General features: G+C 33.5%; 26 protein-coding genes and 2 pseudogenes. 8 read left to right on the top strand and 20 right to left on the bottom strand.

Features of this window, described 5'->3' with window-relative positions:
- Window positions 1–129: 129 nt before the first annotated feature.
- The 7 genes from BLP68_RS00515 to BLP68_RS00545 form a co-directional block, all read right to left on the bottom strand.
- Window positions 130–1977: a polysaccharide biosynthesis protein gene (locus BLP68_RS00515; protein ID WP_091538712.1), complete on the bottom strand. Its 1848-nt coding sequence runs from the start codon at window positions 1975–1977 to the stop codon at window positions 130–132.
- Between the two features lie 123 nt (window positions 1978–2100).
- Window positions 2101–2586, bottom strand: coding sequence for a VanZ family protein (locus BLP68_RS00520; protein ID WP_091538714.1), 486 nt, complete (start codon window positions 2584–2586; stop codon window positions 2101–2103).
- Window positions 2587–2607: 21 nt separating this feature from the next.
- Window positions 2608–3399 carry a DUF368 domain-containing protein gene (locus tag BLP68_RS00525; RefSeq protein ID WP_091538716.1) on the bottom strand — a complete coding sequence of 264 codons (792 nt, stop codon included), beginning with the start codon at window positions 3397–3399 and terminating at the stop codon, window positions 2608–2610.
- Window positions 3400–3445: 46 nt separating this feature from the next.
- On the bottom strand, window positions 3446–4204 hold the full coding sequence (locus BLP68_RS00530; RefSeq protein ID WP_091538718.1) for a transposase: 759 nt from the start codon (window positions 4202–4204) through the stop codon (window positions 3446–3448).
- A 78-nt stretch (window positions 4205–4282) separates the two neighbouring features.
- Window positions 4283–5008, bottom strand: coding sequence for an HI0074 family nucleotidyltransferase substrate-binding subunit (locus tag BLP68_RS00535; RefSeq protein WP_091538720.1), 726 nt, complete (start codon window positions 5006–5008; stop codon window positions 4283–4285).
- Window positions 5009–5190: 182 nt separating this feature from the next.
- Entirely contained in the window at window positions 5191–5529 is a 339-nt protein-coding gene (locus BLP68_RS00540) for a hypothetical protein (RefSeq protein ID WP_091538724.1), read from the bottom strand.
- Between the two features lie 324 nt (window positions 5530–5853).
- Complete coding sequence (locus BLP68_RS00545) at window positions 5854–6054, bottom strand: Spo0E family sporulation regulatory protein-aspartic acid phosphatase (RefSeq protein WP_091538727.1); 201 nt, start codon at window positions 6052–6054, stop codon at window positions 5854–5856.
- 127 nt (window positions 6055–6181) lie between these two features.
- Between BLP68_RS00545 and BLP68_RS00550 the strand changes: the two genes are divergently transcribed.
- A complete protein-coding gene (locus BLP68_RS00550) occupies window positions 6182–6529 on the top strand; it encodes a helix-turn-helix domain-containing protein (RefSeq protein ID WP_242876867.1) in 348 nt (115 codons plus the stop codon).
- A 313-nt stretch (window positions 6530–6842) separates the two neighbouring features.
- Here BLP68_RS00550 and galU read toward each other — a convergent pair whose 3' ends face one another.
- Together galU and BLP68_RS21345 are read right to left on the bottom strand one after the other, a co-directional pair.
- On the bottom strand, window positions 6843–7754 hold the full coding sequence (gene galU / locus BLP68_RS00560; RefSeq protein ID WP_091538731.1) for a UTP--glucose-1-phosphate uridylyltransferase GalU: 912 nt from the start codon (window positions 7752–7754) through the stop codon (window positions 6843–6845).
- Window positions 7755–8211: 457 nt separating this feature from the next.
- Window positions 8212–8466 carry a DUF4301 family protein gene (locus tag BLP68_RS21345; protein WP_176758796.1) on the bottom strand — a complete coding sequence of 85 codons (255 nt, stop codon included), beginning with the start codon at window positions 8464–8466 and terminating at the stop codon, window positions 8212–8214.
- Window positions 8467–8522: 56 nt separating this feature from the next.
- Between BLP68_RS21345 and istA (BLP68_RS00565) the strand changes: the two genes are divergently transcribed.
- From istA (BLP68_RS00565) to istB (BLP68_RS00585), 7 genes and pseudogenes are all read left to right on the top strand, one after another.
- Window positions 8523–9542 (top strand): IS21 family transposase, encoded by a 1020-nt coding sequence (gene istA / locus BLP68_RS00565; RefSeq protein WP_176758797.1) that lies wholly within the window; start codon window positions 8523–8525, stop codon window positions 9540–9542.
- Window positions 9543–9623: 81 nt separating this feature from the next.
- The gene (istA, locus tag BLP68_RS00570; RefSeq protein WP_242876868.1) at window positions 9624–10451 is read left to right on the top strand and encodes an IS21 family transposase; all 828 of its coding nucleotides are present in this window, start codon (window positions 9624–9626) and stop codon (window positions 10449–10451) included.
- A 15-nt stretch (window positions 10452–10466) separates the two neighbouring features.
- Window positions 10467–11045: pseudogene (locus BLP68_RS22050) on the top strand (Mu transposase domain-containing protein); the annotation flags it as partial.
- Window positions 11042–11818, top strand: coding sequence for an IS21-like element helper ATPase IstB (gene istB, locus BLP68_RS00575; protein ID WP_091538735.1), 777 nt, complete (start codon window positions 11042–11044; stop codon window positions 11816–11818). The pseudogene BLP68_RS22050 and the gene istB (BLP68_RS00575), both read left to right, overlap by 4 nt.
- A 79-nt stretch (window positions 11819–11897) precedes the next feature.
- A pseudogene (locus tag BLP68_RS22415) lies at window positions 11898–12026 on the top strand (Mu transposase domain-containing protein); the annotation flags it as partial.
- A 147-nt stretch (window positions 12027–12173) separates the two neighbouring features.
- Window positions 12174–12395: a hypothetical protein gene (locus tag BLP68_RS00580; RefSeq protein WP_091538738.1), complete on the top strand. Its 222-nt coding sequence runs from the start codon at window positions 12174–12176 to the stop codon at window positions 12393–12395.
- Window positions 12392–13141 carry an IS21-like element helper ATPase IstB gene (gene istB, locus BLP68_RS00585; protein ID WP_091538741.1) on the top strand — a complete coding sequence of 250 codons (750 nt, stop codon included), beginning with the start codon at window positions 12392–12394 and terminating at the stop codon, window positions 13139–13141. The genes BLP68_RS00580 and istB (BLP68_RS00585) overlap by 4 nt, the downstream gene beginning before the upstream one ends.
- Window positions 13142–13293: 152 nt before the next feature.
- Here the strand turns inward: istB (BLP68_RS00585) and BLP68_RS00590 are convergent, their stop codons facing one another.
- The 11 genes from BLP68_RS00590 to BLP68_RS00640 all read right to left on the bottom strand — a co-directional run bounded on the left by BLP68_RS00590 (window position 13294) and on the right by BLP68_RS00640 (window position 23907).
- Window positions 13294–13620 (bottom strand): DUF4301 family protein, encoded by a 327-nt coding sequence (locus tag BLP68_RS00590; protein ID WP_091538743.1) that lies wholly within the window; start codon window positions 13618–13620, stop codon window positions 13294–13296.
- Window positions 13621–13674: 54 nt separating this feature from the next.
- The gene (locus BLP68_RS00595; RefSeq protein ID WP_091538744.1) at window positions 13675–14841 is read right to left on the bottom strand and encodes a nucleotide sugar dehydrogenase; all 1167 of its coding nucleotides are present in this window, start codon (window positions 14839–14841) and stop codon (window positions 13675–13677) included.
- 78 nt (window positions 14842–14919) lie between these two features.
- Window positions 14920–15942, bottom strand: a complete 1023-nt coding sequence (locus tag BLP68_RS00600) for an NAD-dependent epimerase (RefSeq protein WP_091538747.1) — start codon at window positions 15940–15942, stop codon at window positions 14920–14922.
- Between the two features lie 153 nt (window positions 15943–16095).
- Entirely contained in the window at window positions 16096–17520 is a 1425-nt protein-coding gene (gene wzx, locus BLP68_RS00605; protein WP_091538749.1) for an O-unit flippase-like protein, read from the bottom strand.
- Window positions 17501–18397 carry an NAD-dependent epimerase/dehydratase family protein gene (locus BLP68_RS00610; protein ID WP_091538752.1) on the bottom strand — a complete coding sequence of 299 codons (897 nt, stop codon included), beginning with the start codon at window positions 18395–18397 and terminating at the stop codon, window positions 17501–17503. Before BLP68_RS00610 ends, wzx begins: the two co-directional genes overlap by 20 nt.
- A gap of 14 nt (window positions 18398–18411) precedes the next feature.
- Window positions 18412–18954, bottom strand: coding sequence for a dTDP-4-dehydrorhamnose 3,5-epimerase (rfbC, locus tag BLP68_RS00615; RefSeq protein WP_091538754.1), 543 nt, complete (start codon window positions 18952–18954; stop codon window positions 18412–18414).
- Complete coding sequence (gene rfbG, locus BLP68_RS00620; protein ID WP_091538757.1) at window positions 18951–20033, bottom strand: CDP-glucose 4,6-dehydratase; 1083 nt, start codon at window positions 20031–20033, stop codon at window positions 18951–18953. Before rfbG ends, rfbC begins: the two co-directional genes overlap by 4 nt.
- Window positions 20034–20035: 2 nt before the next feature.
- Window positions 20036–20809 carry a glucose-1-phosphate cytidylyltransferase gene (gene rfbF / locus BLP68_RS00625; protein ID WP_091538760.1) on the bottom strand — a complete coding sequence of 258 codons (774 nt, stop codon included), beginning with the start codon at window positions 20807–20809 and terminating at the stop codon, window positions 20036–20038.
- A gap of 5 nt (window positions 20810–20814) precedes the next feature.
- Entirely contained in the window at window positions 20815–21495 is a 681-nt protein-coding gene (locus tag BLP68_RS00630; protein ID WP_091538762.1) for a ferredoxin--NADP reductase, read from the bottom strand.
- Window positions 21495–22805, bottom strand: coding sequence for a lipopolysaccharide biosynthesis protein RfbH (rfbH, locus tag BLP68_RS00635; RefSeq protein ID WP_091538764.1), 1311 nt, complete (start codon window positions 22803–22805; stop codon window positions 21495–21497). Before rfbH ends, BLP68_RS00630 begins: the two co-directional genes overlap by 1 nt.
- Window positions 22806–22827: 22 nt before the next feature.
- A complete protein-coding gene (locus BLP68_RS00640) occupies window positions 22828–23907 on the bottom strand; it encodes a glycosyltransferase family 2 protein (RefSeq protein ID WP_176758798.1) in 1080 nt (359 codons plus the stop codon).
- Window positions 23908–23919 lie beyond the last annotated feature (12 nt).

Genomic DNA, 23919 nt, shown 5'->3' on the forward strand with positions numbered 1-23919 from the left:
CTCTAATGTTTAAATAAGGAAAACCCACTGAGTGAATGTATAAATATTTACACATTAACATAGTGGGCTACTTTGTCCTTCATCTTTATTCATCAGATGCTTTTACATTTTATATTTCACAAATACTATCTAGCTGGTTCTTTTATATGTCGGTACCATCTTAACCATGTATTCTTTTATTTCTTCTCTATTTTCACCTATAAGTTCCTTTAAAATATCCAATTCCCTATGCAAGAGCTTTAGGTCTGTGAACACGGGTTTGCCGATGAATATTTTCTCATGCTTTGTTGACTCAAGCCCTTCTTCCTCCATTAAAAGCTCTTCATAAAGCTTTTCACCGGGTCTTAGTCCAGTTACTTTAATAGGCATATCAGTTTCAGGGTCGAAGCCAGATAATCTGATTAAGTTTCTTGCTAAATCAATAATTTTGACTGGTTCTCCCATATCTAAAACAAATATTTCGCCACCCTTGGCCATTGCTCCGGCTTGAATAACCAGCTGTACTGCTTCTGGAATTGTCATAAAATATCGGGTTACCTCCGGGTGTGTAACCGTAACAGGTCCACCTTCTGCAATCTGTCTACGGAAAAGAGGAATAACACTTCCATTACTACCTAATACATTTCCAAAGCGTACTGCAACAAATTCTGTTTTACTAATTATATTTAATGACTGTATTATCATTTCTGCAACCCTTTTAGTTGCCCCCATTATATTGGTTGGATTAACAGCTTTATCGGTGGAAATTAAGACAAAGCGCTTTACTCCATATTCATGGGCACATTCTGCTACATTTTTTGTACCAAAAACATTATTCTTAATTGCCTCCTGAGGATTATTTTCCATTAAAGGCACATGCTTATGGGCAGCTGCATGGAAAACCATTTCGGGAAGATATTGTTTAAAGATTTCTTCAATACGGGTTTTTTCCCTAACAGAAGCAATTAATACCTCCAGGTTTAAGTCTGGATACTTTCTTAATAATTCATTTTGAATATCATAGGCATTGTTTTCATAAATATCTAAAATTATTAGCTTTTTAGGATTAAAGCCTGCAATTTGTCGACAAAGCTCTGAACCTATTGAGCCACCACCACCAGTTACCAGAACAATTCTATCCTGCAGATAATCACTTATCTCATCTAGGTCTACCTTTACAGGATCTCGTCCAAGTAAGTCTTCAATATCTACATCTCTGATCTTTTTAATGCTTACCTGTCCATCGATTAGCTCATAGATGCCTGGTACGATCTTTAACCTACATTTGGTTTTACTACATTCTTCAACTATTTCTTTAATTTCTTTTTTACAAGAGGAAGGTATAGCTATAATGATTTCGTCAATCTTTTTAGCTTCTGCCACCTTTTTAATATGATATCTATCACCCAAAACAGGAACTCCATTAATTCTTGCCCCCAGCTTAGAATCATCGTCATCTATAATTGCAACAGCTTTACTATGTAGGTTATCATGGTTTTTAAGCTCCTTAATAACTAAAGCCCCCGCCTGTCCTGCACCGATAATCATTACTCTTTTAAATTCTTTCCTCCTACCAAAGCTAAATAAAGAGTTTTCCTTTATGCCTCTAGTGGCTCTAATGCTAAGGCGCATACTACCAATTAAAATTACATCCATAATAAAGGCAAGTATGTAGATGCCCCTAGGGAGAACCTGCTGCGAAATAACCATGTAGGTTACAACACCGGCATTGGCTACGAAGGAGGTTAATACTATTTGAAAGAGTTCTTCTATACTTGCATATTTCCAAAGGTTTTTATACATGCCAAAAACATAAAATATAAATATTTTAAGCATTGTTAATGAAAATATATTATCTTTATACACATCCCAATAGGGGGATGCAATTCCTGTGTTAAAAGCTCCATCAAAACGTAAATAGAAGGCAAGAAATATTGCTAGATTAACAAGAATGACGTCACAAGCAATAAGGAAAACCCCTATCATTTTCTTTTTCATATATTCACCACCAAAGCTTTATAATTAATATTTTTATATGTAAATGCATCTGTACTATAAATATTATATCATCAAAATACATTTAACAATAGCTTTTTAAGGTTACAAAAGTATTACATGAAATTATAGATCAAATTTAACCTTCCTTCTTCTCATCAATAAACCAGCAATACAATATATGCCAATACCAATAGCAGCGCCTGAACTATCAATTAATACATCTCTAAGCTCGCCACTGCGGCCTGGGACATATATCTGATGTATTTCATCGCTAATGGCATAAAGGACACAAATTAATAAAGCTAAAGCAAAGCCTTTAGCTCCCTTTATGCCACTTTTTCCAACTGCATTTATAGTAAGCATTCCTAAAATGAGATATGCAAAGAAATGAGCATTTTTTCTTATTAAGAAATGTAACCTTGATATATCCAGCCTTTCAGCTCTATTTGGGGAAACCCGTTCAACCGTCTCCACAACAGTATCTACTACACCTTTACTTAGCTCTCTAGATTGGGCAGCAGGCTGGGCTGAAAGATGGAATATTAACCCCATCCATAGGATGACTGTTGTCCAGGAGAGTACTAAAATTGATTTTTTACTAATAGTCATAATCTGTTCCTTTTCTTCTCTTTATTTATACTTAAAATTCCCCCACTTAAATACTATAGCCCCTCCTAAAATAAAGGTAATAATAGTTAACACTCCTATTTCACTGGGAAAGAGCAGTCGCGATGAGCCTAAAATTAAGCCTGAAAAAAAGTATAGAATCTGAGACTGATATTTTGAAAATAGAGTATTTAATACCTTTGCTAAAATAAACACTCCAAAAAATGCACCTATAACAAAAATTAAAAGATTAGCGATTTGTATTTCTTTTATCAACAAAAGCATTTCTTCATATATTCCCAATACTATTAAAACAGCACTCCCGGATATACCTGGAATCATCATTGTACTACTGGAGATAAAACCAGCCAAAAAAGTATTCCCTATAGATAAGCTTCCACCCTCCATTAAGGGAGGCATGCTTACTAAACTTAAGGATACTACTCCACCGAAAATCAATAATAGCAAATTTACAACACTATTGCCGTTACTGCGTTTTAGTACAAAGGGAATAGACATTAAAAGACATCCTAAAATAAAGGTATAGGTGGGATCCCTATATACCTGAAATAAATATGAGAGAATAGTCCCCCCCATAAATACTCCTATCACTACACCAAACCCCATAGTGAGATATGGCTTAAAGTGAAGCTCTAATATATCCTTTATTAATCTTTCATATATACCAAAAATAACTAAAATTGTTCCGCCACTCATGCCGGGAATTATAATTCCTATACCTAAAATAATACCTTTAATAAGCAGCAGTGCTTGATCCTTACTTGTTCTTTTAACTCCTTTAACTGTCTTTTCCATTTAATATCCTCCTGCTGCATTGGCGTAGTGTTAAACATGTAATTCTTCATAATCTTCTTATTACCCCAAAACTAATTCCTGTTAGTCTTTCAATTTGTCTTATTGATAATCCTTTATTTTTAAATTGCTTAATTAACTCATTTCTCTTTTCACTTTCAAAATTCTGAATTTCATTTAAATCTATAACATCTGCTGTTTTTTTTATTATTTCTGTTGCTTCTATATCATTCAATCTAATTTGTTCGTAATAATCCAAACACTTATCATTATTTTTTTGTGCATGAAAGCTTTCAAATAATGGTATTGCTCTTTTTTTATCCCTCGAAAATAGAGTTAACACATATTTTGTTTCACAAAGCTCTTCTCCTTCTATGTACTCCTTATAACTAGTCCATAGATACTTTTTTATATCTTTTTCAATTCCTGCTTTAAGGGGATTTTGATGTATATACCTTAATACTGTTAAGAAGTAACTATCATCCTCTACCACTTCACTTTTATATCTATCTTGAAATAGATGTCCTCTTCTTTTATATTTCCAGTTATACCAGTATACATATTTGGCTCCTATTCTTCGAAAAATAATACCTAAGTCTTCTTTCCCTTCTTTTATCAGTAAATGTATATGATTACTCATAAGACAGTAGGCATAAATTTCATAGCCGCTCTTTTCTTTATACTCTTTAATTATATCAAGTAATTTTCTATAGTCTTCATAATCTTCAAAGATTTTTTGTCCGTTTATTCCTCTTAACATTACATGGTATGTTCCTGTACTACTTTTATCTCTTGCCCTTCTTGGCATAAAAATCACCTCTAGTTAAAATTAACATAAACTAAAGGTGATGTCAACACAAAAGAACCGTCCCTTTGTGTTTGTGTTCTACACTTGATTTTTAATATTATTAAGAAATTCATTAAAATACAATATATACTTCTGCTTTATGTGTTCATAAATCTCTAACGCTGTCTCTTCATCATAGGTATGGGAGGTTTGATTTCTATCTTGAAGCATCTGTAGCCATCCTTCACCATCTTCTATTATACCTTCCTTAAAGGATTCTTGAATTGCTTTTCTTGGACTGGTTCCTTCCAGGTTCCCATTATACTCCAAATAAGCCTTCATTAACTTCCAAGATAATTCATATGTAAATTCAAATCTCTGAATGGTGGCATCTATAACAATATCATCCTGGGTGTGATCTCTACTTAAACTATCATGTAGCTTTTTGATGGCTCTCTCCAAGTCATCTATTTTGTCTTTAATTTTATTAATATTCACAACAATCCCTCCCTCAGCATCTGAAGAAAATATAACCTTACCTTCTTTTATAATATCACTTTTAAGCTTGTTGTTACTAACTTTATCATAATCAATAATATCTAAGGTATATACTATATTTTGCTGTAAAAGCTCATCTTTAATTTGGTACAGCCTTAAATCATCTTTCCTAAACTTTATTGCAATATCTATATCAGAGCTTTTCTTATAATCTCCTCTGGCCCTGGAGCCGAATAAAATGGCTTTTTCAACACATACTGAATATTTCTTTAATATGTTAATTATATGGTAAAAAGTTTTTTTGCTGAGTCCATATCTCTCTGCCATAGCTCCATCGCCTACCTTTCTCTATTCTTCTTATTGCTTTTCTATAACACATATTCTTTGCATATAGTATATCATTTTTATTCAATTTCTAACAACAACAAAAACCCTCATCAACAAAGATCCCTTTGATGAATCGAATTCTTCAAAGGGTTTTTTCTTATTGAAGGTCATCATTGTCTTTACTATTTTCCACCTTTAATCACTTTTATTTCGACTTCATGCAGTTCTACCTTATTATTCAAATCAGTAATTATAGATTCTACCTGACAAAGCTTTTCTGTATTCTGCTTGTAGCCATCATATAGGGCTTTAAAATGATTATCCATTTTATTCTCAAGTCTTACTATATCTTGTTTAAGCTCGCTTTTCACTTCTTTAATCTCGCCTCTTATTTCTGTAATATCGCCTCTTATTTCTGTAATATCGCCTCTTATTTCCCTAATATCGCCTCTTACTTCTTTAAACCCCTTTTGCATCTCAAAATACATTTTTTCCAGTAATCCAAAAATATTATCATCCATTACACTTACCCCTGTTTCCCATTCTCTTTATAGCTACATTATATCATTAGTATAAGTCTGGTTACAATAATAATAGTCCTTTAGGATTTACTGTATAATAATGCTATGACAGGACTCTAAATACTCCATTTGTCAAAGTCATGACAGCAAAAAGATTTTTTGTCCGTTTATTCCTCTTAACATTACATGGTATATTCCTGTACTGCTTTTATCTCTTGCTCTTCTTGGCATAAAAAATCACCTCTAGTTAAAATTAACATATACTAAAGATGATGTCAACACAAAAGAACCGTCCCCTTGTGTCCAAACATTTTCTTCAATAACCTAGCTTTTATTCTCTTTTTTGATCTTCTCCATCAGTTTCAACTGTTGTGCAATATAAATATATCTGTCCAATTCTTGGCTTATCTTTATTACTTCCTTTGTATTTCCTTGTTTTTCATATGCTTCATTTAGCTTTACTCTTAATACATTTACTCTACTTACTATATCTTCCTTGCTTTCAATTTTTAATAAATTTTTCATATAATTTCACTCCTAGAATACCATTATATGTCTTTGATTGCAAAAATGCAACTAATGGCAGTTATAAATTAATCCTAAAATAGATAAAATTCTATTATAGGATTAATTTATTGAAGGAGTGTTTATTTTGAGTAAAGATACTTTAGCTCAAACCATTGGACATCGTATACTGCTTAGAAGAAAACAGCTTGGCTATACACAGGAGCAAGCTGCTGAGAAGGCTGGCTTAAGTCATCAGTTTTTTTCAACTGTAGAAACCGGAAGAAAAAATATTCGTGCCGATAGTATTATAAAGGTTGCAAGGGCTTTAGAAGTAAGTACAGATTATCTATTACTGGGTTCTGTTAATCAAGTAGATATTAATAATATTAATGAATCTCTTTCTCAGTTAAATGGTATAGAGCTTCATTGTTTGGAAGAAATCGTAAAAAACTACTTAAAGGCTTTAGAACATAATAATACTAGAAGACTGTAATATGGATTACCCATTTTTTCTCAAGTTTACTATATACTGTTTTTAGCTCTCCTCTAACTTCTTTAAACCCCTTTTGCATCTTACTCTACATTTTTTTCAGTAATCCAAAAATTCCTGCTTTAAGGAGATTTTGATGTATATACCTTAATACTGTTAAGAAGTAACTGTCATCCTCTACCACTTCGCTTTTATATCTATTAAAATAAATGTCCTCTTCTTGGCATAAAAAATCACCTCCAGTTAAAATTAACATAAACTAAAGGTGATGCCAACATAAAAGAACCTTCCCCTCGTGTTATGTGCTACGTGTTATTTAATCAAGCTTTGTAGCAGCAACCTCTTTTAATACTCCGGTTTCCTTCTCAACCACTCTAACAAGATAGTCAAGGAACTCATCTCTTAGATCTTCTCTTCTCAGTGCCGTTTCAACAGTAGCCTCTAAAAACCCTTGTTTATTTCCAACATCATAACGTTTCCCTTCAAAGCTATATGCGTACATATCTTCTTTTAGAGTCAGTTCTTTTAATGCATCTGTGAGTTGAATCTCCCCACCTTTACCTGGTTTCGTTTCTGCTAAAATATCAAATATACCAGGATTGATGATATATCTTCCCAATATAGCCATGTTTGATGGAGCTTCTTCTACGGCTGGCTTTTCAATTAAGTCTTTAACAGTATATACACGATCTTCCACTTTCTTACCATCTACTATACCATACTTACACACATCTTGTAGAGCCACCTCCTGAACACCTAAAATAGATGTTTTATATTTATCATAGGCTTCTATCATTTGCTTTAGGCATGGCTTTTCTTCATTATGGACTACATCATCACCAAGTAATACAGCAAAGGGTTCATTCCCTACAAAGGTCTTTGCGCAGTAGATGGCATGGCCTAACCCTCTTGGGTCCTTTTGCCGGATATAATGGATGTCCACCATTTCCGATACATTCTTTACTACCTCAAGTAATTCTATGTTATTCTTCTTTTCAAGCTCTTGTTCCAGCTCACAGGAGCGGTCAAAATGATCTTCAATAGCACGTTTGCTTTTGCCTGTGATGATTAGAATTTCTTCTATCCCAGATGCAATAGCTTCTTCAATTATATATTGAATTGTTGGTTTATCCACGATTGGTAACATTTCTTTTGGCATTGCCTTTGTAGCTGGTAAAAAACGGGTGCCTAAACCAGCTGCTGGTATTACTGCTTTTTTTACTCTCATTTGTTATGGATCTCCTTTTCCTGAAGTATTTAGGTTGTTAATCAACAAATTCTTCTTCATATTCTTCATATTATACTAAAACTAATTCCTGTTAGTCTTTCAATGTGTCTTATTGATAATCCTTTATTTTTAAACTACATGATTTAACTTGTTGCTATTTTCACTTTCAAAATTCTGAATTTCATTTAAATAATTCCCAAACCTTATTTCCCTTTTTTTTATCAGTAATGTATACGATTACCACAAGACAGTAGGAATAAACTTTATATCCGCTCTTTTCTTTATATTCTTAAATTATATCAAGAAATTTTCTATATTCTTTATAATCTTCAAAGATTTATTTGTTCGTTTATTCCTCTTAACATTACATGGTATATTCCTGTACTGTGTTTTTGTCTACCTCTTCTTGGCATAAAAAATCACCTCTAGTTAAAATTAACATAAACTAAAGGCGATGTCAACACAAAAGAACCGTCCCATTGTGTTTCGTATACCTTTCCCCTTCAAAGATATGCTCTTCTATGGGTGTTGTCGAATAGCCCTTATATGAGTTCATTTTAATTACATCCTTTGGCAAATTTCCATAATTCATAGTATTTAGTATGTAATCGATTATTTTTAATCTGCCAGAAGTCGTGTTTTTATCGATGTGTAAATGATATTGTATTAGTATACCACTTGAATCCATTTCGCTACTGAATTTGTTTACCACCCAACATTAAAATCCTGTAAAATATATTCATATATTTTGACAGGGGGATGAAAGGTGTGAAGGTAGAAATGGACATGTACAAAGATATTCGCAAGAGCTATCTTGAAGGCGAATCTCAACGATCTATTGCTCGGAGATTAGGCATCTCAAGACCCACAGTAAAGAAATACTGTGAAGGTTCTGCTCACCCAGATGTAAGAAAACCTTATGTTAGAGAACCTGATACGATTACCGAGGATATAAGGTTATTTATCCTTGATTGCTTTAAGGAAGACAAGGATGAAAACATTAAAAAACAAAAACATACGGCTAAACGTATTTATGACCGTCTTGTTGATGAAAAAAGCTTTACTGGTGCTGAATCCACCATACGTAAGGTAGTTAAGTCTTTACGTGCGGAGCAATCGGTTCCCCCACAAAGTAATGTTCCCCTATCCTATGAGCCTGGTGAAGCAGTACAGATAGATTGGGGCGAAGTTACTGTTTACCTCGATGGTGAGAAAACCAAACTCTACACTTTCTGTGGAAGGCTATGCTATAGCTGTGACATATTTGTACAGGTTTTTAGGTCTGCCAATGAGGAATCATTTCTAGAAGCCCAGCAGCTCATGTTTGATTTCTTTGGAGGAATACCCAAGAGACTAATCTTTGATAATGCTAAAATAGCTGTAAAGGAAGGCTTTGGTCTTTACGCAAAGCCACAAAACAGATACCTTTCTTTTAGTGCCCACTATGCCTTTGATCTGGATTTCTGTAATCCTGCAAAGGGTAATGAAAAAGGGCTGGTAGAAAATCTCGTTGGTTATTCAAGGCGTAACTTTTTTGTTCCTGTACCCAAGGTATCTAGCATTGATGATTTAAACCAGAAACTATGGGAGAAATGCCTTAATTATCGCGAAAGACATCAGATAAAGGATAGAGTTCATTCTGTTAAAGCCATGTATCAAGAAGAATTCTGTATGTTAAATCAAGTACCTTTATTTCGATTCGACACCAGCAAAACAAGCATTGCTACCGTTGATGATTATTCAACTAGTAGTGATAACATAAAAGTTGACCATTTTATGCACAAATGATAACAAAAAAGTTGACCACCCCGAGAGCCCAATCCTGTATGATAAAAGTTGACGAGACTTTATCGTATAGGGGGAAAGGACATGATCGGAATGGTCGATATTGAGTATATCAGAAAAAAGCACTTTGTGGAAGACTGGTCAATAAGAAAGATTAGTAAGAACTTAGGAGTAGCTAGACAAACCGTCCGTAAAGCATTAGATAGCTCCGAAATACCAAAATATAATTTAACCAAACCAAAACCTAGTCCAGTATTAGACTCATTTAAAGATGTAATTATTGAGTGGTTAAAGCAAGATGAAACTGCTCCTAAGAAACAACGTCATACTGCTAGACGTATTTACCATAGACTCTGTGAAGAGCATGATTTCACAGGTAGCGAATCTACAGTACGTCGCTTCATTAGATTACATAAAGATCAACAGAAAGAAATTCATATCCCACTATCAGCTGACTGGGGCGAACAAGCTCAGGTTGATTGGGGTAGAGCAAAAATATATATTAATGACAAAGAACGTGAAGTATCATTATTCTGTATGAGACTTAAAGCCAGCCTAACACCTTTTGTTTGGGCATCACCAACCGAGAAGCTTGAAGCCTTTCTAGAAGGTCATAAAAGGGCTTTTGAGTGGTTAGATGGTGTACCTAGAAACTTAGTTTATGATAATCCTAAAACAGCAGTAACTAAAATACTTAAAGGACCTAATCGTGAAGAACATGTTGTATTTTCTAGTTTGAGAGCTCATTATCTCTTTGACAGTGAGTTTTGCAATCCCGCTAGAGGCAACGAAAAAGGCACAGTAGAAAATTTAGTTAAGTTTGTAAGACTAAATGTTATGGTGCCAGTGCCCCATGTTAGTTCCATAGAAGAATTAAATCAAAAGCTCATTAGCTGGTGTGAAAAGCAATGACCACTACCGTCCACTCACTTCAGATGTTCTAAAACAAAAATGGTTACTAGCAATAAATTTCTATTAATTGAGTTTGATAGAAATCATTATTCAGTACCCTACAATTATGGATTTAAGCCTTTAAGGGTAGAAGCCTTTGTAGATAGAATAGAAATTTATGGCTCCTCTAAGCTAATATCTGTACATGATAGGTGCTATAGTCAAGGTGAAAAAGTAATGAAGCTTGAGCATTATCTGCCTATACTTGAAATCAAGCCTAGAGCTGTTAAAAATGCTCTAGTAGTACGTAAACTCCCACAAGTATATCAAAGTCTTAGGGAACTTTTATGTAGTAGAAATACTGAAGGATATAGAGAATTTGCTAAAATACTGCTATTGAACCAAGAGTATGATTTTGAAGAAGTTCTAATAGCCATTGAAGAAAGCTTTAAAATTTCCAGTCCCAATTTAGCTACAATTAAATATCTACTAGCAGCTAAACACATTAAGAAATCATCAGTAGAGCCAATTGAATTATTAAGCAATCCAAATCTTGAAGTTCCAGTAGATAGCCCTACCAAATTTGATTGTTTCTTAGGAGGTGTTACAGCATGAGTGAGATACTAGATCCTAAAGAAGCAATGATAGATATATATTGCAAGCAGCTTAAACTACCAGGACTTAAAGGAGCCTACCGAGATTTAGCCCGGGATGCTATGGCTCAAAATCAAACACCAACAGCATTTTTATCAGCTTGTTTAGCCATAGAAGTTGAATCAAGATCCCAAAGAAGGCTGACCCAGAGACTAAGACAAGCAAAGTTCATAGAAGCTAAAACCATAGATAAATTTGATTTTACCAGCATACCTAAATTACCTAAAACTACAATCATTTCACTAACAGAGTGCCAATTTATCAAAAAGAGAGAAAATGTAATATGTGTAGGTCAGTCAGGTACAGGTAAAACCCATATTGCTATAGCTATAGGTGTAGCAGCAATACAACAGGGCTTCAAAGTACGATTCATCAAGGTAAATGACCTTATTCAAGAACTACTAAGAGCTGAAAGTGAGTATCGCCTACCCCGTTACCTTAAATCGTGGAGCAAATTCGATTTAGTTATTTTAGATGAATTAGGCTACATAAACCTTGGAGCAGGAAGCCCATTACTATTTCAATTCTGCTCAGAAAGATATGAACGTGGTAGTCTAATCATTACAACTAATCTAGAATTTGGACGTTGGGGGGAGGTGTTTGGTGATAATGCTTTAACCATAGCTCTACTAGATAGACTCACTCATCATTCCTATGTAATTCCCTTTGTTGGTGAGTCTTACAGATTCAAAGAAAGCAATCAGAAAATTAAACTAGTCAAATCAGAAAACTAAAAAACTGCCTTGAGGTGGTCAATTTTTTGATTATCACAGTGGTAAACTTTTTGATTGACACTACTATTCAACAGTACGATTTGAAAAGAACTATTATTCTGTACCCACTAAATACCTCCGAAAAGATGTAACTGTCAAGGGTTACGGCAATTACATCCGCATTTTTTATCAAAGTGAAGAAATCGCCTCACATGTTAGATGTTATCATTCAGGGAAAACCAATTATTGCCTAGCTCACTACATTGACCTACTTGAGAGAAAGCCTCGATCTGTATTCAATGCCAAGCCGGTAAAGCAGAATATTACTGCTGAACTTCTTACTTGGGGGAGACAGCTTCCCGGTGGTAATAGAGAAATGGTAAAACTATTGCGTCTCTGTGTGGACTATGGCGAAGAATATATTCTTAGTATTAAGAATCAAATACCTGGTCACATAATACCAACTGTAGATATGATTAGAGCCCATTTAAATAAACCTACTGAAACACCAATAATATATCTAAAGAAAGAAGTTCCTGTAGAGTCAGTGGACCTTTCACAGTATGATAAAAAATACGGAATGGTGGTGCAGCAATGAATTCAATAAATTTAAATGCAGAAACAATTGCTCTATATGCAAAACAGTTAAGACTGCCCTCCTTTAACAGATTTGAAGATGTGATCAGACAATTAGATAAAAACAAAAGCTATGAGCACTTCTTAATTGAGCTATTAAAACTAGAATCGCTATCTAGGATGGAAAGTAGCCAAAAACGCAAGATTAATGCTGCTAAATTCCCATACATAAAAACCTTTGATGAACTTGATTTAAGCCGATATGAGCATGTATCAGAAGCCTATTTTCATGAGCTGTCCACCTGTGACTTTGTAAGCAAGAGACAAAATGTCGTTATGATTGGAAATACAGGTAGGGGCAAAACCCATTGCTCTATTGCATTAGGTATTAAAGCTTGCATGCAGGGTATGAATGTAAAGTTCTATACAGCAGCCAACCTATCTAATGAATTAATTGAAGCCATGGAATACAAGCGACTTTTAAAGCTCGAAAAACAGCTTGATAAGGCTGACTTATTAATCATAGATGAAATGTCCTATTTAACATTTAATAGACACCAGTCAGAGCTATTATTTAAAGTGGTGGCTGATCGCGCTGAAAAAAGGAGCGTTATAGTATCTACTAACCTAAAATTTTCTGAGTGGACAACTCTCTTCGAGAATGAAACGATGGTAGCTGCTTTGGTTGACAGGCTTACATTCCGTTCCCATGTACTAAATATGAATGGCACCTCCTATCGGAGTGAACATTCAGAAGAGCATCAATAAAAAAACCTTCCCGTTAGGGATATACACAATTCTATTCTTGGGGTAATGCCTATTAAGGTATTCCCCATTATTAAACCACTTAGTGGTAAACTTTTTCAGTATCAAAATTCAATAATGGTAAACTTTTTGAGTAGCGTTACTGGTAAACAAATTCAGTATCGCGTGGTAAAGAAATTCATTGACATTCGCACGATGTTTTCTTTTTCAATAAAGCCTTTGATTTCTTCATAAAAAGTGATGTATTCTAACTCATCAAAAAATGTATTGATGGATTCAGTATCTATTTTATCATCTAAGTATTTATAAAGATCTTCAAACATTCTAGTGGCTGCACCACTGGCAGGTATAAACTTCACACATTTCAAGTTTAAATAGCCATCACTTAGATGATCTATAGAAGTTAAATGATCTCTTGTTACTGCAGATGCTATGTTGATGTATTTTGCTCCCTTTTTAAACCTATTTATGTTTTGATCCATCACTATCCCCCCATTGTAAAAATAGCCCTAAACAGTGTTAGGGCTTATTTCTACTTAATCTCTACTAAATAAATCTCTCGTATAAACTTTGTCCACTACATCTTTAATTTCATCAGATAATCTGTTTGCTACGATAACATCTGAAATTTTCTTGAATTCATCAAAGTCTTTGATTACTCTTGAGTGGTAGAACTCATCTTCATGAAGGGCTGGCTCAAATACCACTACTTCAATCCCTTTAGCTTTAATTCGTTTCATGACACCCTGAATAGCAGATTGTCTAAAGTTATCAGAGTCCATCTTCATGGTCAGTCTATAGATTCCTACAATCTTAGGTTGCCTCTTAATAATCATGTCAGCTATATGGTCTTTTCTTGTCCTGTTAGCATCTACAATTGCCCCCATAATATTTTGAGGGACATTTTCATAATTAGCTAATAACTGCTTTGTATCCTTCGGTAAACAGTATCCACCGTAACCAAATGAAGGGTTATTATAGTGAGTGCCAATACGTGGATCCAGACCCACACCCTCTATGATTTGTTGTGAATTTAATCCTCTCACCTCTGCGTAAGAATCTAACTCATTAAAAAACGTAACTCTCATTGCAAGATAAGTATTAGCAAAAAGTTTAATAGCTTCCGCTTCAGTAGCATCAGTGTAAAGAATATCAATATTCTCTTTGATGGCACCTTGTGCTAGAAGTTCAGCAAATACCTTTGCCCTTTCAGACTGCTCTCCTATAACAATTCTAGATGGATAAAGATTGTCATATAAAGCTTTTCCTTCTCTTAGGAATTCCGGTGAGAAGATAATGTTCTCTGTATCAAATTTCTTTTTTATTTCTTCGGTGTATCCAACAGGCACCGTCGATTTTATAATCATTACAGCATCAGGATTAATCGCAAGTACATTTGCAATAACCGCTTCTACGGTCCTTGTATTAAAATAGTTCTTCTCTGGATCATAGTTTGTTGGAGTTGAGATAATAACGTAGTCTGCATCCTTAAATGCTACAAAATTATCCGTCGTCGCTTTAAGGTTTAATTCTTTATTTTTAAGATAGTCTTCAATTTCTGCATCAATAATCGGTGACTTGCGATTATTAATCAGGTCTACCTTGTCCTGGATAATATCTAAGGCAGTGACTTCATTGTGTTGTGCCAATAGAACAGCGTTTGATAGTCCAACATAACCTGTTCCGGCAACTGTGATTTTCATTTTCTGATTACCCCCTTGTTTTTGTAAGATCATCTAATCATAAGACCTCATTATGTTATTTGACTATGGCTTTCATTATCATTTAGCCTGCTTCTCTACTTTATAATACTCTTCATACCATTCAACGAATTTCCGAAGTCCTTCTTCAATGCTCGTAGATGGTTTGAAGTTGATATCTCTTTCTAAATCACTCACGTCAGCATAAGTTCTAAGAACATCTCCTGGCTGCATATCCATATATACTTTCTCAGCTTCTTTTCCAAGAGCTGATTCTAATGCATTAATAAATCTCATAAGTTGTACTGGGTTGTTGTTTCCTATGTTGTATATTTTATAAGGTGCAAAGCTTGTGCTTAAATCGTCCTTGCTTTCGTCCCACTCTTTATTGGCAATAGGAGCTTTATCAATCAGCTTCACAATACCTTCTACAATGTCATCAATATAAGTGAAGTCTCTTTCCATCTTTCCGTGGTTAAAGACTTTGATTGGCTTTCCAGCTAAGATGTCTTTAGTAAATGAGAAGTAAGCCATGTCTGGTCTTCCATAGGGTCCATAAACTGTGAAGAATCTAAGCCCAGTTGTTGGAACACCATAAAGATGACTATAAGTATGAGCCATCAATTCATTTGACTTCTTGGTAGCAGCATAAAGTGAAACCGGGTGATCCACATTATGATTTGTAGAGAATGGTGCTACCTTATTGCCACCGTAGACAGAGCTAGAAGATGCATAAAGCAGATGCTCTACCGGGTAATTTCTACAAGCCTCTAAGATGTTCATAAAACCAGTCAGGTTAGAATCCACATAAGCATAGGGATTCTCAATGGAGTACCGCACTCCTGCTTGAGCCGCTAGATTTATGACGTGTGTTGGCTGGTGGGTTTCAAAGATATGATCTACTGCAGCCTTATCTTTTAGATCTACTTTATGAAAGTTAAAGTTATTGTATTTGCCTAGGATCTCAAGCCTTGACTGTTTTAGGCTTGGATCATAATAGTCGTTCAAGTTATCAATTCCAATTATTTGATAGGATTGATCTAGTAATTTTTTTGAAAGGTGAAAGCCGATAAAACCAGCTGCACCTGTTATTAGTATTTTCATCTTTTCCCCTTTCTTTTAATTCAATCAACTCTTAATTTTTCTGCAAAACAATAATTATTATAAATTTTATTACAAAGTGAACAGTGAACAGTTCAAACCAACATTATATTAAATCACAAAACTTTGCATTTTAATTGATGTCTATAACTTCTATCAGTTATATTTTCTTAATTTTTTGCCTAAACTCTTTGTAAGCATTTCAGAAATCTCTTTATTCCCTTTAGCAAAAAACTCCGCAATATTCACATCTAAATCCTTAAGTACCTCTTTAGGCCATTTCCAGTTGTTATAACTCCCTTGTACTAAACCTTGAGCAATCAATAATCCCCAAAGTCCCAAGTTTAGAAAAACAACACTAATCAGAGATAGTCCCAAGATTAGAAAACCTGAAAATATGGCCGGTTTTACAAACGGTACTATATTCTTAGTCGTAATTAGAGTTGCAAAATTAGTGTGGTTCATTTCTAAGAACAGAATAATAAGTAAAAATGAAGTCTGATTAGTAGGCAATAATAAAATATTGCTGCCCAATATTATTAAGAATCTATTTCCAAATAAAAGAACCCCTATTGCTCCCGCCAAATAAGTATACGTCATTATTGTTATGCTTTTTGAAAACTGATTAGTTATTTCATTTGAGTTTCCAATCATTCGGTTTTGATTGAATAACGGCATATAAGTTCTAAATAGAATACTTGAAAATACTACTAGTAAATTAGCTATCTGCAAAGTTAATCCATAGTTAGCAACAGTTTCTAACGTTAGATATCTAGCTGCAACCAGAGTATTCCCTTTAGTTATTAAAAAAGAGCCTAAAGAAACTAGTCCGAGCTTATATGCATTTGTCCATAGTATGGAAAAAATATCATAATCCTTTTTCTTTACGGTTTTTAAAGCCATCTTTGTTTCTTTATCGTAAAAGAAATAATATGAAGACACACGATTTACTATGCTTCCAACTAAATTTCCAAATGCTACACCAGCTAGTCCGTATCCTGAAGATAATCCAATAACTGAGAATAATAAAAAAGATATTTTAGATAAAACTATGGTTTGATTAGATTGTGCAATTCTACCTTGTCCTGTTAACAGCGGAGTATAGTAATAGAAGTAAAAATTAAAAACCACTGATAAAATATAAATATTCCAAGCATTTAATATATCTGCTTGATTTACTAAATCTATTGTTATGCCCTCTAAATATCTAGTTCCAACCGTAAACAAGACTAGAGCTATTATTGTAGCAATAGCAAAATAAATTTTTTTCACTGATGAAATTAATGTTTTTAGCAATGAATAATCAATGTCAAGACTCTCTTTTTGCTCTACAATCCCCTCTTTACATAAATTCCTAGCGCCACTATAGACATATGAAACATTTCTCATAATTGTTGGTTGTAAACCGAAGTCTAGTAAATTAACAAGTGCGGTTATAGATAAAAAAACATACCATATAGCAAGTTCCTCAGAAGGTAACAGCCTGAGGATTAATGGCAATAATAGTATACCTGCGCTAGTTTGAAGTATATATGATGCATAACTCCACATTATATCTTTTTTAGTTATTTTTATTCCCATTATATTTTAGCAACCCTTCTTCTAAACTAACTTCTATTATCCAGCCAGGTAGCGTCTCATATTTTCCCCATAATTTCATAACTTCACGTTTTCTGTAATTCCTACCACCCCAAATAACATTCAACTTTTTTCCTGTTATAAACTCAAATTTATTTATCAAATCTTTTAATCGGATAGGTTTTTTTGAACCCACTCCAAACTCTTGAAATCCTATTCCTTGTTCTACTAAATACTCATATGCCTTTACATAAGCTTTAACTACATCATTGACATGAACTAGGTCTAATACTTGTTCTCCTGGTGACATATTGAGTTCCTTATTTTCATCCGCAAACTTATGTAGTAGATTGATTAGTTTTGGTCTTTTATCAAACTCCCCGTAAGTGTCAAATAACTTTAATGTAATAACCCTAATATTTTCAGCTTCTACATAGTATTTAACCAAACTTTCAAATGCTTGCTTCGTAGCAGCATACAAATCTACAGGATTATATTCATCAGAGTGATAATGTTGCCAAGAAGTTCCACTATTAATCAGCAGTTTGGTTTTAGACTCTTTCATTGCTTCAAGAATATGAAGGCCAAATTTAATATTACTATCCACCAGACCATCAATTTGATTAGATTCATGCTCTGCAATAAATAAAGATGCTAAATGAAATACAATCTCTACATTTTTTTCATTGAAATAATCAATTAGCCTCTCAATCTGTCCATCATATTCAAAAACATCTATCTCATTAAGTACACTACTTATATTTGAGTAATCTGAGGACGGCCTTGTAATTACAGAAACTTCCCAATCATTCTTAATTAGGAATTTACATAAATTTGAGCCTACAAACCCTGTGCCCCCAGTTACAATTGCCTTTTTCATTTTATGCTCACCTCCTAAAAAGGATTTCTATCTTTAAACTCTTCAAAAGTAATTAAAGCTTTATCTCTATCAGAAATAATTGGGCTTTTCAATTCCCAGTTAAAATTAAAACTGTCATAGCGAATTCCAAAATCTGATATATTATTATAAACTGTTGCAACGTTGTAAATCATTATAGTATTATCTTGAATTGATTTGAATCCATGAGCTAAGCCCTTTGGTATATATACAGATCTTTGATTACTTTCATTTAATAATATTGAAATAGCTTTCCCATATGTTCTAGATTCTTTTCTTAGGTCAAGTATTACATCCATAACTTCCCCTTTTGCCACATACACAAGCTTTTCATGATCATGTGGTGGTAGCTGAAAGTGCATTCCTCGGATTACATTCTTCTTTGAAACAGAAAAATAACTTTCTCTAAAATCAGTACAAAGTCCATTTTCCGAAAAAAATTCTTTGTGATATGTTTTTGTAAAGCTTCCTCTGTCATCTGAAGCGTTAAAATTTTCTATTATAAAAACTCCTTCTAGCTCTGTTTTAATTAATTTCATGAATATCCCCCTTTTACAGAGAAATCCATAATTTGCTTCTTACATAAATCATATACATCTATATCATTATAGTCTTTATACCAATCAACCGTTAACTCAATAGTCTCCTCAATATTTAGGGTTGGTATCCAGCCTAATTTAAACCTTGCTTTCGAGATATCCAATGCTAATAGCTTAGCCTCATGTACAGCATTTGGATCAGAAACATCCTTCAACTCTCCCCTTCCATAATAATTAAGGACAGATTGAGAAACATCCCAAACAGGAATTATTGAGTTGAGTTCAGGTCCAAAATTCCACGCTTCTGCATAGTCAACAGGATTATTATACATTTTTTCCCCTAACATCAAATAACCACTTAAAGGTTCTAAAACATGCTCCCAAGGCCTAACAGACTTAGGACTTCTTATTTCAATTGGTTTATTAGCTTCTAATGCTTTTATGCAATCTGGTATAATTCTATCTTTAGCCCAGTCTCCACCACCTATTACATTTCCCGCTCTTACACTTGCTATAGATTTCCCATGTTTTTTATAATCTTTAGGATTCATAAAAGATAATCGCCATGAATTAATGGCTATTTCAGCAGCGCCTTTAGAAGATGAATATGGGTCATATCCTCCCATTGGATCTGATTCTCTATAGCCCCAAAGCTGTTCCTTGTTGTCATAGCACTTATCAGTTGTAACCATTATTCCAGCTTTCGTGGCTTTAGTCTTTCTAATAGCTTCTAAAACATTAATTGTCCCCATAACATTTGTCTCATATGTCTCAACAGGATTCTCATAAGAAAGTCTTACTAGCGGCTGGGCTGCGAGGTGAAATACAAGCTCGGGATTATATTTTGCAAATACTTCTTCAAGCTTGGCTTTATCTCTTATATCCCCTCTAATATCAACTATCTTTTCTCCAACTTTTGATAAAACAAAATTATCCCTATCTGTATATGGATCTAAAGAATATCCGATAACCTTAGCCCCTAATTCATGCAGCCAAATAGAAAGCCATGAACCTTTAAACCCGGTATGTCCAGTAACTAATACTGTTTTGTTTTTATAAACATTATTGAACCCGTTCATAATTACCACACTTTCCAAAAAGCTTCGTCATTTTTCCATAATTTTTCTAAATGATTTAAATCTCTTTCATGATCCATACATGCCCATAATCCATCATGTTTATATACAGCTACTTTTCCTTGAGTCGCTAAATCCTCTAAAATTCCTGCTTCAAGATCACAATTCTCATCTTCAGTAATATAATTTAATAGTTTCCTGTCAAAAACCATATAGCCACCATTAATCATCCCTTGAGATGTCTGTGATTTCTCCTCAAAAGAAGTTAATATATCTCCATCAGCAATTAGTTCTCCGAATCTAGCTGGTGGATGCACCCCTGAGATAGTAACCATCTTGCCTGTTTTATTATGGAACTCAATTAAGTCTTTTATGTTAATATCTGCTACCCCATCACCATATGTTAAAAGATTTATATCTTCATCTAGATATTTTTCTATTCGTTTTAATCTGCCACCTTTTAGTGTATTTAATCCAGTATCTACTAATGTAACTTTCCAATCCACCTCATCATGTCCATTATGAAATTCCACACTATTATCTTTAAGGTTTACGGTAAAATCATTATTATTTGAATCATAATGCAGGAAGTAGTCTTTTATAACATCACCTTTATATCCTAGGCAAATTACAAATTCTTTAATTCCATAATGTGCATAAGTCTTCATTATATGCCAAATTATCGGTTTCCCCCCAACTCTAACCATTGGTTTTGGAATTGAGTTTGTAAGGTTTCCCAGTCTTGTCCCGTAACCACCCGCTAAAATAACTAATTTCATATTCTTCACTCCCATTCATCCATATAAATTTTTGTATATCCATTTTTTATAAGTAATTCTTTATAGTCACTGTTAAAAGTCTTACTCCCACATATATAGATATTGGTTTCTTTATCAGCAACTCTACTAATGTCATCTATACTTATCCTGCTATTATAACAATTGTCAATCTTTTCTCTAGTAACAAATACTTCCATGTTTTTACCTAGTGTATTCTTAAGGCTTTCATAATGCAATAAATCATCAAAAAACCTAACACTATAAAATAGGTGAATATTTTTTGAAAGTCCCTTTAACTCAAAATATTTTATCAAGCTAAAATACGGAGTTATACCAACACCACCTGCTATAAATAAATGTCTCTCATTTTCTATTTTTTTGTTAAATAAGTCCCCAAAAGGATATTTAATTGTGCATCTATCCCCTATATTTAGTTCATTAAATATTCTTGATGTATATAATCCGACATTCTTAATAATAAATCGCATTAACCCTTTTTCATAAGAGGCTATACTAAAAGTTCTAGAGTCAGGCCATATATCAGAAGCTGTAACTAAATCTAGAGTAAGTTGCACAAATGACCCTGGATTATACTTTCTTTCTTTTTCTAGCCTAAGTACATATTCTCTAATATCTTTACTATGCTCTATAACTTCTATAACTTCTGCTTGAGTTACAAAGTTCATTATGCTAGCTCCTTGAAGAAACTTTCAAATGCCTTTGCAATATAGGCTATTTGCTCATCATTGATCCCTGGATATACCCCTATAAAAAAAGTATTGTTCATAATATAATCAGTATTTTTTAAATCTCCGATTATTCTACATTCAATATCTAGATACGCTGGTTGCTTTGTAACATTTCCAGCAAAAAGTAGTCTAGTCATAATCATGTTTTTTTCTAAATACAAAGTTAATTCATTTCTAGAAAACTTGTCGTTTTCCTTTACTGTAATTGGAAACCCAAACCAAGAAGGATCAGAATTTTTTGTTGCTTCCGGAAGTATGAAATAGTCTTCATATTTTTCTAGTTCTTTTTTTATCTTATTGAAATTTTCTTTTCTTTTTTCAATGAAACTTGGTAATTTTTCAAGTTGAGCCATACCAATTGCCGCCTGCATATCAGTAACCTTTAAGTTGTAACCAATATGGCTATACACATATTTATGGTCATATCCAACCGGTAGCTTACCATACTGCATACTAAACCTTCTCCCACAGGTATTATCTGAGCCAGGCCCACAATAACAATCTCTTCCCCAATCTCTAAAGGAAGTAGCTATCTTCATTAATTCATCATCACTTGTAAGAACAGCTCCACCTTCTCCCATCGTCATATGATGGGCAGGATAAAAACTCACTGTAGCCAAATGCCCGAAGGTTCCTACTTTTTTACCATTGTATGTTGATCCTACAGCATCACAGCAATCTTCTACAACAAATAAATCGTGTTTATTCGCAAATTCCATAATAGCACCAAGATCAAATGGATTTCCAAGTGTATGTGCAATCATTATAGCTTTTGTTTTATCTGATAAAGCTTTTTCAAGGTCTTCAACTTTTATATTATACGTTGACAGCTCTACGTCAACGAATACAGGTACTAGCCCATTTTGTATAATTGGATTTATGGTAGTTGGAAATCCAGCTGCAACTGTAATAACTTCATCACCTTTTTTTAAACGTCTCTCGCCTAATTTGGGCGATGTGAGTGTTGTAAAAGCTACCAGATTTGCCGAAGATCCAGAATTCACTAATAGGCAATGATCAACATCCATAAATTGTGCAAATTCATATTCAAAATCTTCAGCATACCTACCCGCTGTCAGCCAAAAGTCTAATGATGAATCCACAAGATTTACAAGTTCATTTTCATCGAACACTCTCCTCGCGAATGGGATGCGGTCACCTTCCGAATATTTTTCTGATGCAAATTTCAATTGGTAATATTCTTTTGTTTTTTCTAGAATAAGGGTTCTTATTTCTTTATTGTTCATCTACAAAACCTCCATCTCATTATTAAACTAGATTTATTATCTTTTTTATCTTCTTATAGAACTTACTCATTGATTTATAAAAAGCAAACTTTAAGATCCTCTTTTTGTAGATGCATATATAATTAAAACTATTTTTATCAAGACCCGAGCTTTCAATTAAACTTTCTAACTCTGTTATTTTTAACGTGTGCTGCTCTTGTTTAAATGTTTTGTATAAAAATCTCCCTAGCTTGCAATAATTTGATCCAAATTTTCTCATAATTTCAAAACCATTAAAGAACTCATGAATAGTTATTGGTTTCATTGATTCATTTACTTCCCATCGATAATAACCAGTAACGAAGAATGGCTTATATATTTTATAGTCATTGTTAAATTTAAATAAAAAAAACCAATCTGCCACTGCGCCATATGATTCATCAAACCCGCCTAAGTTAAGTATATGACTTTTTCTTAATATTAGCCCACATGATGGCTCTCCATATGGGTTAGAATTTAAAAATATTGAATCCATAATTTTTATCTCTACTAGTCTGTTGGTTAAAAAGCTATTTGCATATTCCTTGATACTTTTAGTAAATACTAAGTTAGTTTTTTTCCATTTAGATTTACTTCCGAAATATTCAACATTAGAGCAGATACCATCAATTTTTAAATCACTTGTAATTAATCTTAATACTCTATTTAGGTAGTCTTTATGCAATAAGTCATCGTCATGCAAGAAAGAAACCCATTCCCCTCTAGCTAGCTCTATGCACCTGTTCCAATTTCCAAACATGCCAATATTTTCATCGTTTTGATAGTACTTAATACTAACGTGTTGAAAATCTTTATGCGCTAAGAAGTTAATTATTTCATCTGAACACTCTGAAGAAGATTTATTATCTAAAATCACTATTTCATAATCTAAGCTGCAATCTTTTTGGTTCACAGCGCTTAATATGGCTTCTTTTAACTCACAAACTCTTTGGTATGTTGGAATAACTATAGATATTAAAGGACTTACTGAATAATTTGTGTTTTCAAACAACACCATTGTGTTCACATTTTTATATCTCAAAAAATCATTTTTAGTTTTTAATAAATTTATATCATTATTCATATTAAATTGACT

The organism is Alkaliphilus peptidifermentans DSM 18978, from assembly GCF_900101495.1.
GTDB lineage: Bacteria > Bacillota > Clostridia > Peptostreptococcales > Natronincolaceae > Alkaliphilus_C > Alkaliphilus_C peptidifermentans.

What these genes read in the sequence shown, in the direction of transcription:
- BLP68_RS00515 (WP_091538712.1), bottom strand. Translation starts at nt 1,977, where the DNA reads ATGAAAAAGAAAATGATAGGGGTTTTCCTTATTGCTTGTGACGTCATT.
- BLP68_RS00520 (WP_091538714.1), bottom strand. Translation starts at nt 2,586, where the DNA reads ATGACTATTAGTAAAAAATCAATTTTAGTACTCTCCTGGACAACAGTC.
- BLP68_RS00525 (WP_091538716.1), bottom strand. Translation starts at nt 3,399, where the DNA reads ATGGAAAAGACAGTTAAAGGAGTTAAAAGAACAAGTAAGGATCAAGCA.
- BLP68_RS00530 (WP_091538718.1), bottom strand. Translation starts at nt 4,204, where the DNA reads ATGCCAAGAAGGGCAAGAGATAAAAGTAGTACAGGAACATACCATGTA.
- BLP68_RS00535 (WP_091538720.1), bottom strand. Translation starts at nt 5,008, where the DNA reads ATGGCAGAGAGATATGGACTCAGCAAAAAAACTTTTTACCATATAATT.
- BLP68_RS00540 (WP_091538724.1), bottom strand. Translation starts at nt 5,529, where the DNA reads ATGGATGATAATATTTTTGGATTACTGGAAAAAATGTATTTTGAGATG.
- BLP68_RS00545 (WP_091538727.1), bottom strand. Translation starts at nt 6,054, where the DNA reads ATGAAAAATTTATTAAAAATTGAAAGCAAGGAAGATATAGTAAGTAGA.
- galU (WP_091538731.1), bottom strand. Translation starts at nt 7,754, where the DNA reads ATGAGAGTAAAAAAAGCAGTAATACCAGCAGCTGGTTTAGGCACCCGT.
- istA (WP_242876868.1), top strand. Translation starts at nt 9,624, where the DNA reads ATGATCGGAATGGTCGATATTGAGTATATCAGAAAAAAGCACTTTGTG.
- istB (WP_091538735.1), top strand. Translation starts at nt 11,042, where the DNA reads ATGAGTGAGATACTAGATCCTAAAGAAGCAATGATAGATATATATTGC.
- BLP68_RS00580 (WP_091538738.1), top strand. Translation starts at nt 12,174, where the DNA reads ATGGTAAAACTATTGCGTCTCTGTGTGGACTATGGCGAAGAATATATT.
- istB (WP_091538741.1), top strand. Translation starts at nt 12,392, where the DNA reads ATGAATTCAATAAATTTAAATGCAGAAACAATTGCTCTATATGCAAAA.
- BLP68_RS00590 (WP_091538743.1), bottom strand. Translation starts at nt 13,620, where the DNA reads ATGGATCAAAACATAAATAGGTTTAAAAAGGGAGCAAAATACATCAAC.
- BLP68_RS00595 (WP_091538744.1), bottom strand. Translation starts at nt 14,841, where the DNA reads ATGAAAATCACAGTTGCCGGAACAGGTTATGTTGGACTATCAAACGCT.
- BLP68_RS00600 (WP_091538747.1), bottom strand. Translation starts at nt 15,942, where the DNA reads ATGAAAATACTAATAACAGGTGCAGCTGGTTTTATCGGCTTTCACCTT.
- wzx (WP_091538749.1), bottom strand. Translation starts at nt 17,520, where the DNA reads ATGGGAATAAAAATAACTAAAAAAGATATAATGTGGAGTTATGCATCA.
- BLP68_RS00610 (WP_091538752.1), bottom strand. Translation starts at nt 18,397, where the DNA reads ATGAAAAAGGCAATTGTAACTGGGGGCACAGGGTTTGTAGGCTCAAAT.
- rfbC (WP_091538754.1), bottom strand. Translation starts at nt 18,954, where the DNA reads ATGAAATTAATTAAAACAGAGCTAGAAGGAGTTTTTATAATAGAAAAT.
- rfbG (WP_091538757.1), bottom strand. Translation starts at nt 20,033, where the DNA reads ATGAACGGGTTCAATAATGTTTATAAAAACAAAACAGTATTAGTTACT.
- rfbF (WP_091538760.1), bottom strand. Translation starts at nt 20,809, where the DNA reads ATGAAATTAGTTATTTTAGCGGGTGGTTACGGGACAAGACTGGGAAAC.
- BLP68_RS00630 (WP_091538762.1), bottom strand. Translation starts at nt 21,495, where the DNA reads ATGAACTTTGTAACTCAAGCAGAAGTTATAGAAGTTATAGAGCATAGT.
- rfbH (WP_091538764.1), bottom strand. Translation starts at nt 22,805, where the DNA reads ATGAACAATAAAGAAATAAGAACCCTTATTCTAGAAAAAACAAAAGAA.
- BLP68_RS00640 (WP_176758798.1), bottom strand. Translation starts at nt 23,907, where the DNA reads ATGAATAATGATATAAATTTATTAAAAACTAAAAATGATTTTTTGAGA.